Origin of the sequence: Peloplasma aerotolerans (genome assembly GCF_030012175.1) — a bacterium.
Lineage (GTDB): Bacteria > Bacillota_I > Bacilli_A > Acholeplasmatales > Acholeplasmataceae > Peloplasma > Peloplasma aerotolerans.
This window is the reverse complement of record NZ_JASCXW010000001.1, coordinates 89,007-106,156: the sequence shown is the minus strand read 5'-3', so window position 1 is coordinate 106,156 and position 17,150 is coordinate 89,007. Positions and strand designations below refer to the sequence as shown.

Below are 17,150 nucleotides of genomic sequence, written 5' to 3'. Positions count from 1 at the left end.
AAAACGGCCTTATTAAGCCTTTATATTTAAAGTATTTATGTTTGTTAATTTACAACAAATGATAAAAATGATATAATATTATGGAGAACAATAAAAGGAGCACTAATATGAAATTAGAATTAAGAACTCAGAAATTAAGAGAAGTAAGAAAACAAGGTTATGTACCTGGTGTTATGTATGGAAAATCAATTCAATCGACTTCTGTACAAGCACTAGATAAAGACTTTAAAAATGCATTAAAAGAATTTGGAACAAGTATGACATTTAAAGCAAAACTTGATGGGAAAACACATAACGTATACATTAAAAACTTTCAATCAAATATTTTAAAGCCTAGTGAAATCATACACTTTGATTTACATCGTGTTACCGCTACTGAAAAGATTTCAGCACACATTCGTATTGAATTGATCGGTAAAGAGCAATTTCATGACACTGATGTATATCCAGATTTACAATTAAATGAGATTGTAGCTGAATACGTTCCAGGTCAAGGTATGTCACATATTGACATTGATGTATCAAACCTTGTATTGGGTGATGTTGTTTATGTCAAAGACTTAGTCATTGGTGAAAATGTCACATTAAAAGAAGATCCTGATAAGGCAATCGTTGTCATGAAGGAAGTTCATATCGTTGAGGAAGAAGAAGTTACTGAAGATACAGATGCATTAGGCGATATGATTAGAGAAGAACAAGAAGCTCAAGAAGAAGATACAAAAGAAAAAGAGTAACTATCAATTCAAAAATGAATATGATATAATAATTCAGTCAGTGGAAGTGATCGAGCCTGTTTTAACAGGTTAGGAAAGTCCATGCTAGCACATCCTGAGATGGATGTAGTGTTTGTGCCTAGGGAAATCATAACCTAGGGTACGAGAAATCGTAACGGCGATCGATGATCTAAGGGAAACTATGATCTAGACTTAATGTGCCACAGAGACGAGCTATTTAGAAATAAATAGATGAAACGCGGTAAACCCCTCAAGCTAGCAACCCAAATTTGGTAGGGGCACGTATATAGATGAATCAAAATCGATATACGCTACTTATGTAGAGATAAATGGTCACACCCTTTTTAAGGGAACAGAACATGGCTTATGAACATTGACAAAAATTAGGTCCCTCGCGGGACCTTTTTCTTATGTAAAAAAAAACCTCCATGTGGAGGTTTGTTTGATTAAAATGGTAGAATACTTAATGCTCTAAGGATGATATACAAAATATATGAGAAGTAAATACCTAGTAAGATATAACCTTCAAGTTTTGATATTTTACTACCCGTGATACAAAAGAAAATGGTTATTGCAGTTATACCAATCAGTAAGACTGTATCAATTAAGACATCATTGTTAAGCCCTAATGGTGTCACTAATCCAGCTAGACCTACGATAAGAAGCGTATTAAATACATTCGATCCAATAACGTTACCTAATGCAATTTCACCTTCACCTTTTTTAGCTGCCATAATGGATGTTACAAGTTCTGGAAGTGATGTACCTAATGCGACAATCGATAAACCAACAAGTGTCGTTGCTCTTGATATATTCATTGAAAATGCAGAAACCAAGAGTTCAATGGCTATAAACTCAGCACCAGTAGTAACTAAATATCCGCCTAATGATACACCACCTAAACCAATAAGTAACAAAACAATAGCTTTTTTAGTGTCAACAACGTGTATCTCATCAACCTCAGAAGGCGTTCGTTTAGTTCTAAACATTAAATACATATAAAAAGCAAAGAATAAAAGTAAAATTAGTGATTCCCACCAAACGATTTGTGCATCACTTTGAAAAAAGAATGCAAGTACTGAGATTAATATCGTAATAATAACTAAAAATGGGAACTCTTGTTTGTGCATGGATTTTCTAACAGCAATTGGCATCATAATCGCACTGAAACCTAAAATCAACGTTAAATTAGCAACATTAGAACCAATGACATTACCCATTGCAATGTCAGCTGTTGTCCCAGCTGCTCTAGCTGAAATGGATGCTGCAAAACTCACTGCCAACTCAGGTAAACTAGTACCAAATGCGACTAATGTTAAACCAATAATTAAAGGAGAAACATTTAGTTTTTTTGCAATGGACACAGATGAGACGATAAAGAAGTCTGCACCTTTTATTAGAAAAGCAAATCCCACAAGTAAAAACAAAATATGAATAAATATATCCAAAATGTTAACCTCCTGATGATCTGATAATTTGATTGACTTTTGTCTTTCCCATATATAAATAAAAACCATTCAAGACAAGAAAAAAGTCTTGAAGGTCTCGTTACAAGGTATACTTGAAATTAACCGGGTTTTTCAACCGTACTGACGATTAATTTAGGGCTAACTACTCCCCTTCATGTCTCTATTTTAGCATACTTTATAACACATGACAATATTAAATAAAATAATGTTATTCTGGCTCTTAATCCAATCATTTTATTGACTTATACGACAAAAAATAGTATGATATATCTATCACCATGTGATGGAGGACTGAACAACTAAAATGGAAGATTGCAGTAGTAGGATCGACGATCCAATATATCCGAGTCTTAAAACGAATGAGCATGACGCTTTTTTTGGTGTCTTTTTTTGTTTAGAGAGTGAGGAGCATATATGATAACATCTAGTGTTTTCATGCTCTTTTTGATTATTATGTCTGCTGTTTTTGCAGCATCAGAAGTCGCTTTGGTTGCGATTAGTGACAACAAAGTTAATGTTGATGCAGAAACCGGAAATAAAAGAGCTTTAAAAGTTCAACGATATACAGAAAACCCTAAAAGTTATATTACAACGTTAAGAGTTCTTATAACATTAATAGCCATTGTTAATGGTGCGATTGCCTTAGATACATTTAGTCTTCATGTTATCAGTTGGTTTAATGTAACGAACCCGATTGTTGAGCCATTAGTTATTACAATTATAGCTTTGATATTGCTTGTTTTTCACGTTGTTTTGGGTCAAATGATTCCAACAAGATTAGCCAATAAATACCCTAATCAAATCGCTTATGGAACGATTGGTTTTGTCACTTCAATGACTAAATTTATTTCACCGTTTGTTTGGGTTCTTGACAAGCTTTCAAGCCTTGTAGGTCGGTTAGTTGGATTGGCACCAAACGAAGGGACTAGAACGGTTACTGAAGAAGAAATTAGAACAATTGTTGAGGAAAGTAGTAAAACCGGAAATATCGATGAACAAGAAAGTGAAATGATTCAAAATATATTTGATTTCAGTGATACTGATGTCGATGATATTATGACACATCGTACTGAAATATCTGCATTAGATGTTAATGCAACTAAAAAGGAATTATTTGAATATGTAAGTAAGGAGCAATTCACAAGATTTCCAGTGTATGAGAAAGATATCGATCATATTGTTGGAACTTTGCACGTTAAAGATTTACTTAAATACATAGATAACAATGAAGAAACATTTTCAATTAGAGCATTACTTAGACCACCTTATTTTATTCCTGAATCAAAAAATACAAGTGAACTTTTTAAAGAAATGCAACAGCAAAAAAACCATATCGCTATTGTACTTGATGAATATGGTGGGACGGCAGGTATTGTAACGATTGAAGATTTAATAGAAGAAATCGTTGGTAATATATTTGATGAGTACGATATTGATGAAGATGAGATTAAACAAGTTGATGATTTAGTTTATGAAATTCATGGGTTAATCAATATTCATGACGCTGAAGATTTCTTAGATGCGAATCTACCAGTCGATGATTATGATACATTAAGTGGTTTTATGTTAGGGCAGTTAGGAAGATTTCCTGAAGAAAATGAGCATGTATCAATCGTATATAATCAGTTTACATTTGAAGTGATTAAAGCAGAAGATAAAGTGATTTCTAAGATAAAAGTTACAAGACCAGAAATCTTTGAAGATAGCAATGATGCATTGTAGAGTGAGGTATTATGGGTAAAGAAGAGTTTATAAAAATAGGTATACTTGCAGTATTGATCTTGTTGTCATCATTTTTTTCTGCAACTGAGACAGCTTTTTCATCACTAAATCCTATTAAATTGAAACATCGCATTCAAAATAAAGAACATAGAGCTAATAAAACTTTAGCTTTAACATATGATTTTGAGAAAGTATTAACAACAATCTTAATCGGAAATAATATCGTAAATATTGCTGCTGCATCGCTTGCTACAGTGTTATTTGTTCAATATTGGGGAAATGCAGGTGTAACCATTTCTACAGCTGTTATGACAACATTAGTTCTTATTTTTGGTGAAATAACACCAAAAAGTATTGCTAAAAAAATGCCAGAACAATTTGCGATTGCAGTGACACCAATTTTAGTGTTTTTTATCTATCTCTTAATGCCGCTAAACTTAATTTTTGGCTTAATTCAGAAGTTAATGAATAAATGGTTTAAATTTAAGAAAGAGCCGGCTATTACTGAAGATGAACTTTTAACTTATGTATCTGAAGTTCAACAAGAAGGTGGGATTAACGAAAACGAAGGTGAGTTAATTCGTAGTGTTATCGATTTTGATGATTTAAAAGTAGAAGATATTTTCACTCCACGGGTTAAAGTTATTGCTGTGAATGAAAAAGATGATTATAAAAAAATAACTCATGCATTTAAACATTCAGGGTATTCTAGATTACCAGTATATGGGACCAATATCGATCATATTGTTGGAACAATCAATCATAAGGATTACTATAATAAAGTTTTAATCGATAAAGAACCACTAGATTCGATTATAAAACCTCCAGTTTTTGTTACAGAATATATGCGTGTTACGAATTTATTAGAAATGCTTAAAGAACATAAATCACATATGGCAATTGTAAAAGATGAATTTGGGGGAACGCTAGGTGTCGTGACAATGGAAGATATCTTAGAAGAAATTGTTGGTGATATTTGGGATGAGCATGATGAAATTGTCGAACAAATAAATGAAATTGATGAAAACAATTATCGAGTTAAGGGAACAGCTGATCTAGAAGATGTATTCGAGCAGCTCCATATCGATGAAGACGAAGACGAGTTAGAATATTCTACAGTTAACGGTTGGGTTCTTGATGAGTTAGGAAGAATTCCAGTTATTGGTGATATGTTTGAGTATAAAAATTTCAAGATTACAGTGACAAGTGCAGATACGAAAAGAGTTCTTGAAGTTAATATAGAAGTTTTACCTAAAACAAAGGAAAATATGGAAGAATAGAGTTTTTAACTCTATTTTTTTAATTCAAAAATAAACAAAAAAAGGCTGTACTTTCGTACAACCTTAATTTTTTAGATAACTACTAGTTATTTATTTTACTGAATCTCCAGCAAAATCAAATAAAGTCTTAAGAATAGTGAAGTAACCACCAGTGCGGATTGTTGCAGCTGCTAATTCATCAATTAACGTAGTTCCATTAAGTGATCCACCACGTTGAGCAACAGGTTGTAAATTATCATTCCAGCCATTTGCTAAAACATAATCAGTAATTAATGCAGCTTGTTCAAACCACTCTAATGTACAAGTTCCTTGAGCAACCCATGCACCATCAACGAATGCATAACCACCAGCTCCAACCATACCATAATCAAATCCTAATTCTTGCTTAGTTTTTTCATTCCATACGAATGTACCAGCAGAAGCATCTCTAGTTGATTGACGTACATCTAATAGTAACTCTTCAATTTCACCTTTTGGTGTAACGATCATATGAGCACTGTATAAGTCAGTTCCAGAAGTGTAAACAGCTTGGAATTTTCCTAATTTAGCAAGTTCAACTGCTTCTTGAGCTAACTTGATGTATTGATCAACAGTAATAGAAACGCTTGCACCTAAATCAGTTGTATATCCATCATTATCAAAAGTGATAGAATCAACACCATTTTCAAGTAAATGTGCTTCAATTAAAGCAGCTTGTTCGTACCATTCAAGTTGATCTGGTTCAGTAACCATACCATAATCATCACCTAATTCTTTCTTAGTCATAGCATTCCATGCCCATGAATAAGTTGTTACAGCATCTTCACCTTCACCAGTAGTCGTAGCTGTTCTACGAGCTTGGCGTGTGTCAATATTGTAACCTACAATTTTTCCATCTTCAATGGTAACTGTAACCATTGTAACTTGTGGTGCATTTCTAGCAACTGTTTCTTCATATGCCATGAATTCACCATCTACTTTAAACTCGCTGCTGTTGCAACCGATTAGCGTAATTGCTGCAAACGCAACAAAAAACATCAATAATACTTTTTTCATTTATTAAATTCCTCCTATGAATTGTTTCTTAACACACTTATTATACTACAAATGTCAAGTAATTTGCAATCTATTTTATGCATAATTAAGTAAAAGCGTTTTACTAGTTAACAAATAGAAGATATTTAACAAAATGAGCGATTTATACTTTCATATTATATAAAATAATGATACAATAATTAAGCGGAAAGGTATGTGTATAAATGAATAAAACAACTTTGAATGAAAGACAAAAGAAAATCAGAAACTTTTCGATTATTGCTCACATCGATCATGGCAAATCTACGCTTGCTGATCGTTTGTTACAAATGACAAATACTGTGAGTGCAAGAGAAATGAAAGAGCAACTTTTAGACTCTATGGATCTTGAAAGAGAACGTGGAATAACGATTAAATTAAACGCAGTTGAGATGCTTTATAAAGCCAAAAATGGTGAAGAGTATATTATGCATTTAATTGACACTCCAGGTCATGTCGATTTCACTTATGAAGTCTCAAGATCACTAGCAGCTTGTGAAGGTGCTATTTTAGTCGTAGACGCTGCTCAAGGTATTGAAGCACAAACATTAGCGAATGTCTATTTGGCGATTGATAATGATCTAGAAATCATCCCTGTAATTAATAAAATTGACTTGCCAAGTGCTGAACCTGAGAAAGTAAAAAAAGAAATTGAAGATATCATTGGTATTCCAGCTCAAAATGCAGTATTAGCTTCAGCAAAAGAGGGCATTGGAATTGAAGAAATATTGGAAAGAATTATAACTGATATTCCTGCTCCAAAAGGAGATTCAGAAGAACCTTTGCAGGCACTTGTTTTCGACTCATTATTTGATGCCTATAAAGGTGTAATTCCTTCTGTAAGAGTTGTAAATGGTACAATAGCAAAAGGTGATCAAATTCAGTTTATGGCATCTGGAGCAAAATACGAAGTTGTTGAAGTTGGTGTACTTACACCTAAAATTTTAAAAAGAGATGTATTAGGTCCGGGTGATGTAGGATATCTAACAGCAGCTATTAAAGACATTAATACTGTCCGTGTAGGTGATACAATCACTGGTTTACATAATCGTGCAAAAACTGCTTTACCTGGTTATAGAACGATGAACTCTGTTGTATTTTGTGGATTATATCCAATTGATAGTGACCGATTCAATGATTTAAAAGAAGCATTGGAAAAACTCAAATTAAATGACGCATCTTTAATCTATGAACCTGAGACTTCGCAAGCCCTGGGTTTTGGATTTAGAACTGGTTTCTTAGGATTACTTCACATGGAAATCGTCCAAGAACGTATTAGTCGTGAGTTTAATATTGAATTAATCGCAACCGCACCATCGGTAATCTATAATATTTACTTAACGGATGGATCAATGATGAGTATTGATAACCCGTCTAAACTTCCGGATCCTCAAAGAATAGATTATATTCAAGAACCATATGTCAAAGCATCTATTATGACGCCTAAAGAATATGTTGGAGCCGTTATGGATATCTCACAAAAGAAACGAGGTATATTTGGCAACATGAATTATGTTGACCAAAACAGAGTTCATATCACCTATGAGCTTCCGCTATCAGAAATTGTTTATGACTTCTTTGATAAATTAAAATCATCAACAAAAGGTTATGCATCATTTGATTATGAAATGTCAGGGTATAGAACATCAAAATTACAAAAGATGGATATCTTATTAAATAACGAAGTGGTAGATGCATTATCAGTCATCGTACATAGAGACTTTGCTTATCAAAGAGGAAAAATCATTTGTGAAAAAATGGTTAAATTAGTTCCAAGACAAATGTTTGAAATTCCTGTACAAGCTGCTTTAGGTAATAAAATTATAGCAAGATCAACCATCAAGGCAATGCGTAAAGATGTCTTAGCGAAATGTTATGGTGGAGATATTACTAGAAAGAAAAAACTTCTGTCCAAGCAAAAAGAAGGTAAGAAGAAAATGAAGTCAATTGGGCGTGTAGACGTACCTCAAGAAGCATTTATGGCAATCCTATCCAATAGCGATGAGTAATTACTCTTCGCTATTTCTTTATTATGTAAACCAAATAGGGTATAATGAATATAGAAGGACGTGATTGATTTTGAAGGGACTTTATATCCATATTCCATTTTGTGAATCGATTTGCCATTATTGTGATTTTGTCAAGAGGGTTCCTAAAAATAAAGAAATGATTGAAACATATATAAATGCGCTGATTAAAGAGATTAAAAGCTATAAAGATCACTTCAAAACTATTGAAACGATCTATATTGGTGGAGGAACACCAAGCATGTTAGATGTTAATCAGTTCGAATTATTATTTGAATCGATTAAGGACATATCTCCAGTTGAGTATACAGTAGAAGTCAATCCAGAAAGTTATACAAAAGAAAAGGGAAATCTTTTTAAGAAATATGGAATCAATCGAATCAGTTTAGGCGTTCAAACGTTTAATCAAAAATTATTAGATTATTTAAATAGGAAACATACAAAAGAACATGTTTTTGATGTTGTTAAACATCTAAAATCGATAGACATACCAAAGATCAGCGTTGATTTAATTTATGCAATTCCTGGACAGACACTAGATGTTTTATATAAAGATCTTGAATATATCAATGAATTAGACATTACACATGTTTCATGTTATTCATTAATATTAGAAGAAAAAACATATTTTTATCATCAATATTTACGTGGTAAATTCGAACAAATGGATGAAGATATGGAAGCGAAAATGTATCAAATTGTTATGGATGAGTTAAAAAAACAAGGTTTTGAACATTATGAAATATCTAATTATGCAAAACAAAATCATTATTCATTACACAATATGATCTACTGGACATTAGGTGAATATATTGGCGTTGGTTTAGGGGCTCATGGCTTTATTGATCAGTATCGGACTCTAAATCATAAAGCTTTACCTAAATACTTAAGTCAACCTCTTGAGAAAAAAGATCTACAAAATCAAGAAACGATGCTGCAAGATGAAATGATTTTTGGATTAAGAAAAATGAAGGGTATTTCATTGTCGTATTTAAAAGAAAGATATGATGTAGATATTTTTGTTAAATACCCCAGACTTAAAGAAAAAATAGAACTAGGACTTATTAAAATTGAGGATGGACGACTGATGCTAACGGATAAAGGCATATTCTTAGGAAATCAAGTCTTTATGGTGTTTATATGAAATATTTGTTAAAAGATTTTGAGTATTATTTAAAAAACGAAAAAGGTTCTAGTAAAAATACCATTGAGTCCTACTTAAGAGATTTAAAACAATATGCACTATTTCTGGAAAAATATCATTCAATTACTAAACCTAGAGATATCGAAAAAAAACATATTGAAGGATTCCTAAAAAGTTTAAAGAAACAAGTTGGATCTAAGAGTTTAGCAAGAAAGTTGACAGCACTCAAGAGTTTTCATCATTTTTTAAGTATTGAAAATGAGATTGAAGAAGATATTACAAAAAAAATAGTGTCGCCTAAAGTTCAAAAGTCTTTACCTAAGGTTTTATCGGTAGATGAGGTTGTAGCAATCCTAGAACAAGTCGATAAAAGTAAACCTTTAGGGTTAAGAAACCTAGCTTTATTAGAACTAATTTATGGTTCAGGATTAAGAGTTAGTGAGCTCTTAGATATACTCATGGAAGACATTCATTTAAACCAAGGATACATTATGGTTAAAGGCAAAGGTAGTAAAGAACGTATGGTACCTATTTCTGATATGTCAACAATTGCATTAAGAAATTATATCGTTAAATCTAGAGATCAACTTATAGCAGATACAAAGGTTAATTATCTGTTTGTGAATCAAAATGGACAGCGATTATCGAGACAAGGCTTCTTTAAGGTATTGAAAAGACTTGCTCAAGATGCTGGTGTTGAAACTGATTGTTCACCACATACGCTTAGGCATTCATTTGCCACACACCTATTGGAAAATGGTATGGACTTAAGGACTTTGCAGTCATTATTAGGTCATGAGGATATATCAACAACTCAAATATATACACACATAAGTCAAAAAAGAATAAAAGAGATTTATAAAGGCGCACATCCACGCGCTCAAAAGAAGGAGGAAGAACATGTATAATAGAATATTTTTAATCATCTTGGATAGTTTGGGAATTGGAGAAGCTCCAGATGCTAAAGCTTATAACGATGAAGGAGCTAATACACTAGGACATATTGCAGAGTTTATGAACCTAAATATACCTAATTTACAAGGGTTTGGTTTAGGTAATATTGCTCCTATTAAAAATGTAGAACCAGTAGATACACCAAAAGCTTTTTTTACAAAAATGCAGGAAGCATCTTTAGGTAAGGATACCATGACAGGTCACTGGGAATTGATGGGTTTATACATAACTAAACCTTTTCAAACCTTCACTGAAACAGGATTTCCTAAAGCATTAATTGATGAACTAGAAAAAAAGACAGGTCGGAAAATAATTGGGAATGTTAGTGCATCAGGTACGGAAATCATCAAAGAACTTGGTGAACAACACATGAAAACTGGAGATATAATCGTCTATACTTCCGCTGATTCAGTGTTACAAATTGCGATGCATGAAGACATTATTCCGATTGAAGAACAATATCGAATTTGTGAAATAGCAAGAGAAATAACGATGAAACCAGAATGGAAAGTCGGTAGAGTTATCGCAAGACCATTCAAAGGAAAGAACAAAAAAGATTTTGCAAGAACTTCAAATAGACATGATTATGCTTTAAAACCAAGTGAAAAAACAACACTTAACTTTTTGAGTGAAGCAGGATATGACGTCATTGCATTGGGGAAAATCAACGATATTTTTGATGGTTATGGTATAACAGAATATAGTAAAACTGTCTCTAATGATGACGGAATGAGACAAGTTACAAAAACCGCAAAACGAGAGTTTACAGGATTATGCTTCTTAAATTTAGTGGACTTTGATGCACTATATGGTCACCGTAGAGACCCACTAGGTTATGGCAAAGCTATAGAAAAATTTGATGAACAACTTCCTAAATTAATTAAAGAGCTTAAAGAAGATGACTTACTAATTTTGACTGCAGATCATGGAAATGACCCTACAGCACCTGGGACAGATCATACAAGGGAATACGTTCCATTACTTGTCTATTCTAAGAAATATTTGGTCGGTAACAAGATGCCGATATTGAAAACTTTTGCGGATGTTGGTTATACAATTGCTGACAATTTTGGAACCGAGAAACCGAAAAATGGAAGCTCGTTTTTGAAGCATATCGGAGGTAAATGATTATGCTAGAATGGATTCAGGAGTTAGAACCAGAGTTTCTAATTATATTTATTACTTTGTTTTTCTTGTTAGTATTTTCAATATTTACAATCGGAAAAGTACAAAGAGTTTTAAACTTAATTGGAAAAAGAGCTTTAAACTTAACAGAGGATTTATTGGTTAGAGACGGTGAAGATGTCGTTGACATTATCATCGCAAACACGAGTTTTGTGAATGTAGAAACCGGTGGAATTGGGTTTGTCTACAAGAAGGTTTTGTTACCTCTTAACGAGGAAGGAATTATGGTGCTTGCTAGAAATACGCATAAGATTTCTATCCCTTTGAAAGACTTGAGATCGTTTGTATTAGGTACAAGTGATAGAGTTAAAAGGGTTAGTATTTATGTTGAAGATACACTAGGAAGACGTAGTTTCAAGAAAGCAAAAAACAGCATGAGGATGCTAAAAAAAATAATGAGAACTGAAAGAAAATTAGCAAGAAAAGAAGCAAAACGTGAAAGATTCGAGAGCGGTAATTACCTGTTTTTCGAACGGATCGGACTTGCATTTAAGTTTATTTTTAGTCCAATAACTAAAGGTGTAAGAGCATTTAGAGTATGGACAAACCGTAAATTTAAAGAGCGAGAAGTTAGAGTTGAGATTAGAAAAAAAGAGAAAAAACATCAAATTGAAATGCAACTTTTAGCTGATGAAGAAAGACATGAAAAAGAAATGGTTGAAGTAGAAGCACGAATCAATGAGGAAAGAAAAGCTAAAGGTGTTGACGTTAGACAAGCTGCATTGCAACGTAAAGAAGATGAACGAAACGATGAGAAAGAAGCAAAAATAGCCTCAGAAGAAAAGATTGAATCTGATAAAAAAACAGTTAAAGATGATGCTCAAAAAGCGAAGTTGAATGAAGAAAAAGTTAATGCTGAAGAAGATAGCACACAGGGAAAATCGTCGAAAATAGATGAGGAAGATGGGAAATAATTTTTAATAATACAATCAAATATAACAAAAGAAGACTATTAATTTTCATGTTAAAATAGTCTTTTTTTCATGTTCTTATTGATTGAATTTTTTATCAAATAGTCGTTTAAAATAAATGATTAAAAGAGATGTAGTACATATGATTGGTGTTAGTATACCAAAAATAAAACCTATCAAACCGAGAAAACTTCTTTCATAATTTCCAGGATCCAAGAAAGGGTATACATATCTAATACCTGATATATCACCTAACATGTTTTCAAACATATCACCGAATATTGGTTCGATTAATGTGTATAAAAATAGAAGGAAAATAAGTGGGTGAATCAAGGAAATCCAAAAATACTTGTACTGGATTTGGTCATCTAAAAAGATGAAGTATAGACCGAAATAAAGGATGGGAATAATCGTATGTAATACTTGCTGTAAAAATGAAACTTCTGTCATATATGGCACAAGCAATATATGAAAAATGAGACATGTAATAACTATGTTTATCAGTCCAATAAAAGACAGATATTTAAACCAATATTTTTTTGAAAATCCTAGAAGAACTAGTAATGAAATGATTGTGATTAACACATTACTTTGAGTTGTAAAATATGTCGCTGTAATAATAAATGAAGCGGAAGTATCTTCCGCTAAAAGTGCTCTTAAAATGAGAAGTACAATACCTGTAATTCCCCATAGAAAAACGAAAAGAGAATAATAAAATTTTAGGTAATCATTGTTTCTAATTTTAAGATATGCGTTACTCAATATTCATCACTCAATCTCATTTAAAATATTGGACTAGTTTTGTAAGGTCACTTGTCATACCTAATGCAAGCATTAATTTAATTCTCGCTTTTTGACTTGATAGATTATTAGTAAAAATTACACCAAGTTGTTTGAGGTGATGTCCACCACCTTCATATCCGTAGCTATCAAGTACTCTACCTTTCGGGCATCGAGAAGTTATAAGAACAGGAATACCCTTTTCAATTGCCCTTGTTATACCAGGTATCATTTGTGGAGGAACGTTACCTCTGCCTAGTGCTTCGAGAACAATTCCTTTTACATGACTGTCTATAAGTAAGTTTAGTATAAGTGAACTAGATCCTGAGTAGACTTTAACAATTTCAATTTCAGGGATGATATATTTTGGAGATAATAAAACGCGTGGATAATGTGTTTGTCTATAGTATAAAACGTTCTCTTGCTCAACAATTCCGATAGGACCAAACTCCATTGACTTGAAAGTATCAAGTGCTAAAGTGTGAGATTTTGTAACTTCAGCTGCAGAATTGATCTCGTCATTCATCATCACAACAACACCTCTTTTGGTTGATTCAGGAGACGCAGCGACAAGAATTGAGGAAAGCAAATTACTTAATCCATCAAATCCAAGCTCTGAAAAGTTGCGCATAGATCCTGTAAAAACTACAGGTTTTGTAATGTCTAAATAGAGGTCCAAGAAGTAAGCTGTTTCCTCTAGAGTATCGGTTCCATGGGTAATAACGATACCATCAATCTCAGGATTATTCAATTGTTCTTTGGTAAGTTTAGCAAGCGTAAACATATCTTCAGGCGTAATCGCTGGAGATGGTTTAAGCGAAAACTGAATTGACAATAAGGAAATATCGCTTAGTTCCGAGGATATACTCTGCAAGAGCTCATCTTTATTATCTTTAAGTATTGTTTTACTGGTCTCAATATTTTTCGCCATGGATATGGTTCCACCAGTAAAAATGATTAAAATCGTCTTATTTTTCATATGATCACCATCAATATTGTATCATAAAAAGCCATTTATTGAGTATTGAAAAAGATAAGTTTACTAATAGTCAATTTTCGATAGTTCACACCATACACACCATCAAGAAGCCGAAATTAGAAGGTAAGCGATTAACAAACATATCCACATAAAACCCAATGTTCGCACAACTAGTGTATTAACTATAGGTTAACATAATATATATTATACGAACAAATAAAGATTAAAAAAATGTATGAATAGAGGTTTAATCATCTTTATGATTTCCTCATTCATATGTTTGTTAACACTTTTGGGTGCTTCTATTGTTGATAAATATGCTCATATATTCGATATGAGTATAATAAAGAATGTGGAGAGTACGTTTTAAGGGATTGAAAATATAAAACACGTATTATTGTCCTTCTGGAGCTTTCACAGGCTGAAATTACGTATTTTAGTGTTTTTTGCTATTTTCGAACTTTCTCTAGTTTCACTCAAGTTCTTCTTCTTTTGATGGGTATACATGTGTGTATGATTTAGAATTGGTCAATGTACTGTTTATAAAAATTCGATTGCTCAAATCACGTTGTCTAAATTTGCATAATTGCGATGACCTTTATTTTCGTTTTATAAAATTTGACAATCATAGTTTATGGATGTAACTGTAAAGTTTGATTTTTGTAAACTTAGATTTCTTGTCACTTACAAATTGTTACCTTTTGTTATTGGAGGTTTCAGGTATTCCTATTTTATGATTCTCAAAATTTTTGATATGTAGATTTTTATCAGAATTGATTTTTATACGCGATTGTATTTTTCTCACATAGAATTTTCAAATGATCTACTATATCGTATTTCACATCTTTTGTTTTTATCCATTGATCTAATTACAGTTCGTTTTTATTGTTTAAGATTCTGATGTCATGATGGATTTGATTCGATCAACTATTTAATTTGCTAGGATACATACCTTACATCTACTATTATTATATAACATCATCAGCTCTTTTTGATCTACTAGAATTATGTTTATTTTTATATCCACCTACTTAAAATTAATTTAAATAGAAATAATTCAAATAATCAAAAACAGCAAAAATGTTTATAAATACTAAACATATATTTTTTATTGTTTGTTTTTCCTAATGTCTTCTTTCTATCTATATAAGAGGATATATAACAAAAAAAGGGTTTTACCCCCTTATTCATTTATAAATTCTAAGATGTTTTTTGTCAATTGATCAGGTACATCAACCAATGGTGAGTGACCACAATCTTCATATACAACGAGTTTTGATATCTTCTCTAATGCCTTTACATTTTCCAATACCATATACTCAGGAACGACAATGTCCTTCTTTCCCCAAGTATGTAATATAGGACATTTAATCTTATTAATGTTTTGTGTACCAGCATTATAGAAGTTATGTTGATCCGACATATTTAAGTTTGCAAGTGCCCAATCAGCATCAATTAAATTTCTTTGTTTTAACGATTCATTAATCCATAATTCGTTTTGTTCTTTTGTAGGTTTTTTAACAGTATAAATGGTCTTGTCAAATATATAACTCATTACATCAAAATTCTTATTTTTTTGAGCTTCTAAAAGTGGAACAACTTGGATTGGATCTTTAGCTAATGCTTCTGGAGACTCATAGGTTTGTCCTACCAAAAATCCTCCGTTTTTATCCTTCTTAAATATTGGATATCCTCGGTGTGTAGTCGAGTTAATAAGTACCATTTTCTCAACAGCTTTAGGATGTGCTGCAGCAAGTTCTAATGCTACTCCACCACCTAGTGACCAACCAACTATAAAAGCTTTTTTAATGTCCTTTTCTTTCATGAATAAATAGATATCTTGTGCGAAGTCTGACAAGCTAGAAATCCTCCGATAATAACTTGAATCACCATAACCTCTTAGATCAGGTGCAAGCACTTTTATATCTTTAGGACATCGCTCAAAGAATGGTGAAAAGTGCTGACTCGATGAAAAGTTACCATGAATTAAGATAATGGTTTTTTCACCTTGACCTTGTTCTAAGTATTTGATGACTTCTCCATTCGATAAAACTATTTCTCTTTTTTCCATAAATCTCACCTGCTTTTTTATATTTGATATTTTGTTTCTAGTGTGTTGATAAATCCTAAAACTAAACTTACAAAAAGTAATGGAACTTCATACATGGATGCATGACCAACTCCAGGTAATATTACAAGCTCAGAATTTTTGATTGCTTGATGTAATTCTTTTTGATTTGCAATCGGTGTTAAGTAATCTTCATCAGCAGCAACAATCAATGTTGGTGCACTAATTTGATCTAGCCCATTTCTAGCATCATAAGATTCAGCACTGTTTGTCAATCTTTCCATAGCATCTAAGAAAACTGGATTTGAAAAGATTGGAATTAAGAATGCTTCACGCTTTTTCATCCAGTCTAATTTTGATGCATAATAACTTGGTGAATAGATGACTGGTATGGTTGCCTTATAATAAGTAGCACCATCTCTTAATTTTCCAATCGCATTCCATTGTCTACCAATTTCTTGTAGCCAAGGTGACGTGTAAGGCGTTGTGTTGAACAAGACCAAACGTTCAACTAACTCAGGATGTTTTATCGCGAATAATATCGCGACTTCACCGCCATATGAAATACCTACAATATTGATTTTTGAAATCTTTAATTCTTTTAATAAGGCTTCAATAATATCAACTTGGATGGATTGTGTATATTCACTATTTTCTAACTTATCACTTTGACCTTGATCTATAAAATCTAGACGGACTAATTGGTTTTGATGTGTAAAACTTTTCAAGAAAGGTTCCCATGATTTCGTAGACATCATAATGCCGTTTAAAATGAGTATAGGCGTTCCTGTACCGTTAACTTCATAATATATGTTTCTTCCTTTAAAATTCATTAGAGCCATGA

14 protein-coding genes and 1 other RNA gene are annotated in these 17,150 nt (G+C 32.3%); 9 read left to right on the top strand and 6 right to left on the bottom strand.

Features of this window, described 5'->3' with window-relative positions; genetic code table 11:
* Nucleotides 1-107: 107 nt before the first annotated feature.
* Together QJ521_RS00470 and rnpB are read left to right on the top strand one after the other, a co-directional pair.
* Entirely contained in the window at nt 108-734 is a 627-nt protein-coding gene (locus QJ521_RS00470) for a 50S ribosomal protein L25 (protein WP_282838408.1), read from the top strand.
* Nucleotides 735-773: 39 nt separating this feature from the next.
* An RNA gene (gene rnpB / locus QJ521_RS00465) (RNase P RNA component class B) lies at nt 774-1,106 on the top strand.
* Between the two features lie 74 nt (nt 1,107-1,180).
* On the opposite strand, the gene QJ521_RS00460 is transcribed toward rnpB, so the two are convergent.
* Nucleotides 1,181-2,182 carry a calcium/sodium antiporter gene (locus tag QJ521_RS00460; protein WP_282838407.1) on the bottom strand — a complete coding sequence of 334 codons (1,002 nt, stop codon included), beginning with the start codon at nt 2,180-2,182 and terminating at the stop codon, nt 1,181-1,183.
* A gap of 435 nt (nt 2,183-2,617) precedes the next feature.
* On the opposite strand from QJ521_RS00460, the gene QJ521_RS00455 reads away from it, so the two are divergent.
* The gene (locus tag QJ521_RS00455; protein WP_282838406.1) at nt 2,618-3,925 is read left to right on the top strand and encodes a hemolysin family protein; all 1,308 of its coding nucleotides are present in this window, start codon (nt 2,618-2,620) and stop codon (nt 3,923-3,925) included.
* 11 nt (nt 3,926-3,936) lie between these two features.
* Entirely contained in the window at nt 3,937-5,205 is a 1,269-nt protein-coding gene (locus QJ521_RS00450; protein WP_282838405.1) for an HlyC/CorC family transporter, read from the top strand.
* Nucleotides 5,206-5,295: 90 nt separating this feature from the next.
* Here QJ521_RS00450 and QJ521_RS00445 read toward each other — a convergent pair whose 3' ends face one another.
* Nucleotides 5,296-6,240, bottom strand: coding sequence for a hypothetical protein (locus QJ521_RS00445; protein WP_282838404.1), 945 nt, complete (start codon nt 6,238-6,240; stop codon nt 5,296-5,298).
* Nucleotides 6,241-6,443: 203 nt separating this feature from the next.
* On the opposite strand from QJ521_RS00445, the gene lepA reads away from it, so the two are divergent.
* The 5 genes from lepA (at nt 6,444) to QJ521_RS00420 (ending at nt 12,482) form a co-directional block, all read left to right on the top strand.
* Nucleotides 6,444-8,267: a translation elongation factor 4 gene (gene lepA / locus QJ521_RS00440; protein WP_282838403.1), complete on the top strand. Its 1,824-nt coding sequence runs from the start codon at nt 6,444-6,446 to the stop codon at nt 8,265-8,267.
* Between the two features lie 64 nt (nt 8,268-8,331).
* Nucleotides 8,332-9,429, top strand: a complete 1,098-nt coding sequence (hemW, locus tag QJ521_RS00435) for a radical SAM family heme chaperone HemW (protein ID WP_282838401.1) — start codon at nt 8,332-8,334, stop codon at nt 9,427-9,429.
* Entirely contained in the window at nt 9,426-10,337 is a 912-nt protein-coding gene (gene xerD / locus QJ521_RS00430; RefSeq protein WP_282838400.1) for a site-specific tyrosine recombinase XerD, read from the top strand. The genes hemW and xerD overlap by 4 nt, the downstream gene beginning before the upstream one ends.
* Nucleotides 10,330-11,511 carry a phosphopentomutase gene (deoB, locus tag QJ521_RS00425; RefSeq protein WP_282838399.1) on the top strand — a complete coding sequence of 394 codons (1,182 nt, stop codon included), beginning with the start codon at nt 10,330-10,332 and terminating at the stop codon, nt 11,509-11,511. The genes xerD and deoB overlap by 8 nt, the downstream gene beginning before the upstream one ends.
* A gap of 2 nt (nt 11,512-11,513) precedes the next feature.
* Nucleotides 11,514-12,482 carry a hypothetical protein gene (locus QJ521_RS00420; protein ID WP_282838398.1) on the top strand — a complete coding sequence of 323 codons (969 nt, stop codon included), beginning with the start codon at nt 11,514-11,516 and terminating at the stop codon, nt 12,480-12,482.
* A 75-nt stretch (nt 12,483-12,557) separates the two neighbouring features.
* On the opposite strand, the gene QJ521_RS00415 is transcribed toward QJ521_RS00420, so the two are convergent.
* The 4 genes from QJ521_RS00415 to QJ521_RS00400 form a co-directional block, all read right to left on the bottom strand.
* Nucleotides 12,558-12,929: a hypothetical protein gene (locus QJ521_RS00415; RefSeq protein ID WP_282838397.1), complete on the bottom strand. Its 372-nt coding sequence runs from the start codon at nt 12,927-12,929 to the stop codon at nt 12,558-12,560.
* A gap of 328 nt (nt 12,930-13,257) precedes the next feature.
* Nucleotides 13,258-14,238 carry an asparaginase gene (locus QJ521_RS00410; RefSeq protein ID WP_282838396.1) on the bottom strand — a complete coding sequence of 327 codons (981 nt, stop codon included), beginning with the start codon at nt 14,236-14,238 and terminating at the stop codon, nt 13,258-13,260.
* Between the two features lie 1,183 nt (nt 14,239-15,421).
* Nucleotides 15,422-16,309 carry an intracellular short-chain-length polyhydroxyalkanoate depolymerase gene (phaZ, locus tag QJ521_RS00405; protein ID WP_282838394.1) on the bottom strand — a complete coding sequence of 296 codons (888 nt, stop codon included), beginning with the start codon at nt 16,307-16,309 and terminating at the stop codon, nt 15,422-15,424.
* Nucleotides 16,310-16,326: 17 nt separating this feature from the next.
* The gene (locus QJ521_RS00400; protein ID WP_282838392.1) at nt 16,327-17,148 is read right to left on the bottom strand and encodes an alpha/beta fold hydrolase; all 822 of its coding nucleotides are present in this window, start codon (nt 17,146-17,148) and stop codon (nt 16,327-16,329) included.
* Nucleotides 17,149-17,150: the final 2 nt, after the last annotated feature.

Coding starts and splice junctions, on each gene's coding strand:
- QJ521_RS00470 (WP_282838408.1), top strand. CDS start 108: ATGAAATTAGAATTAAGAACTCAGAAATTAAGAGAAGTAAGAAAACAA.
- QJ521_RS00455 (WP_282838406.1), top strand. CDS start 2,618: ATGATAACATCTAGTGTTTTCATGCTCTTTTTGATTATTATGTCTGCT.
- QJ521_RS00450 (WP_282838405.1), top strand. CDS start 3,937: ATGGGTAAAGAAGAGTTTATAAAAATAGGTATACTTGCAGTATTGATC.
- QJ521_RS00445 (WP_282838404.1), bottom strand. CDS start 6,240: ATGAAAAAAGTATTATTGATGTTTTTTGTTGCGTTTGCAGCAATTACG.
- lepA (WP_282838403.1), top strand. CDS start 6,444: ATGAATAAAACAACTTTGAATGAAAGACAAAAGAAAATCAGAAACTTT.
- xerD (WP_282838400.1), top strand. CDS start 9,426: ATGAAATATTTGTTAAAAGATTTTGAGTATTATTTAAAAAACGAAAAA.
- deoB (WP_282838399.1), top strand. CDS start 10,330: ATGTATAATAGAATATTTTTAATCATCTTGGATAGTTTGGGAATTGGA.
- QJ521_RS00420 (WP_282838398.1), top strand. CDS start 11,514: ATGCTAGAATGGATTCAGGAGTTAGAACCAGAGTTTCTAATTATATTT.
- QJ521_RS00415 (WP_282838397.1), bottom strand. CDS start 12,929: ATGACAGAAGTTTCATTTTTACAGCAAGTATTACATACGATTATTCCC.
- QJ521_RS00410 (WP_282838396.1), bottom strand. CDS start 14,238: ATGAAAAATAAGACGATTTTAATCATTTTTACTGGTGGAACCATATCC.
- phaZ (WP_282838394.1), bottom strand. CDS start 16,309: ATGGAAAAAAGAGAAATAGTTTTATCGAATGGAGAAGTCATCAAATAC.
- QJ521_RS00400 (WP_282838392.1), bottom strand. CDS start 17,148: ATGGCTCTAATGAATTTTAAAGGAAGAAACATATATTATGAAGTTAAC.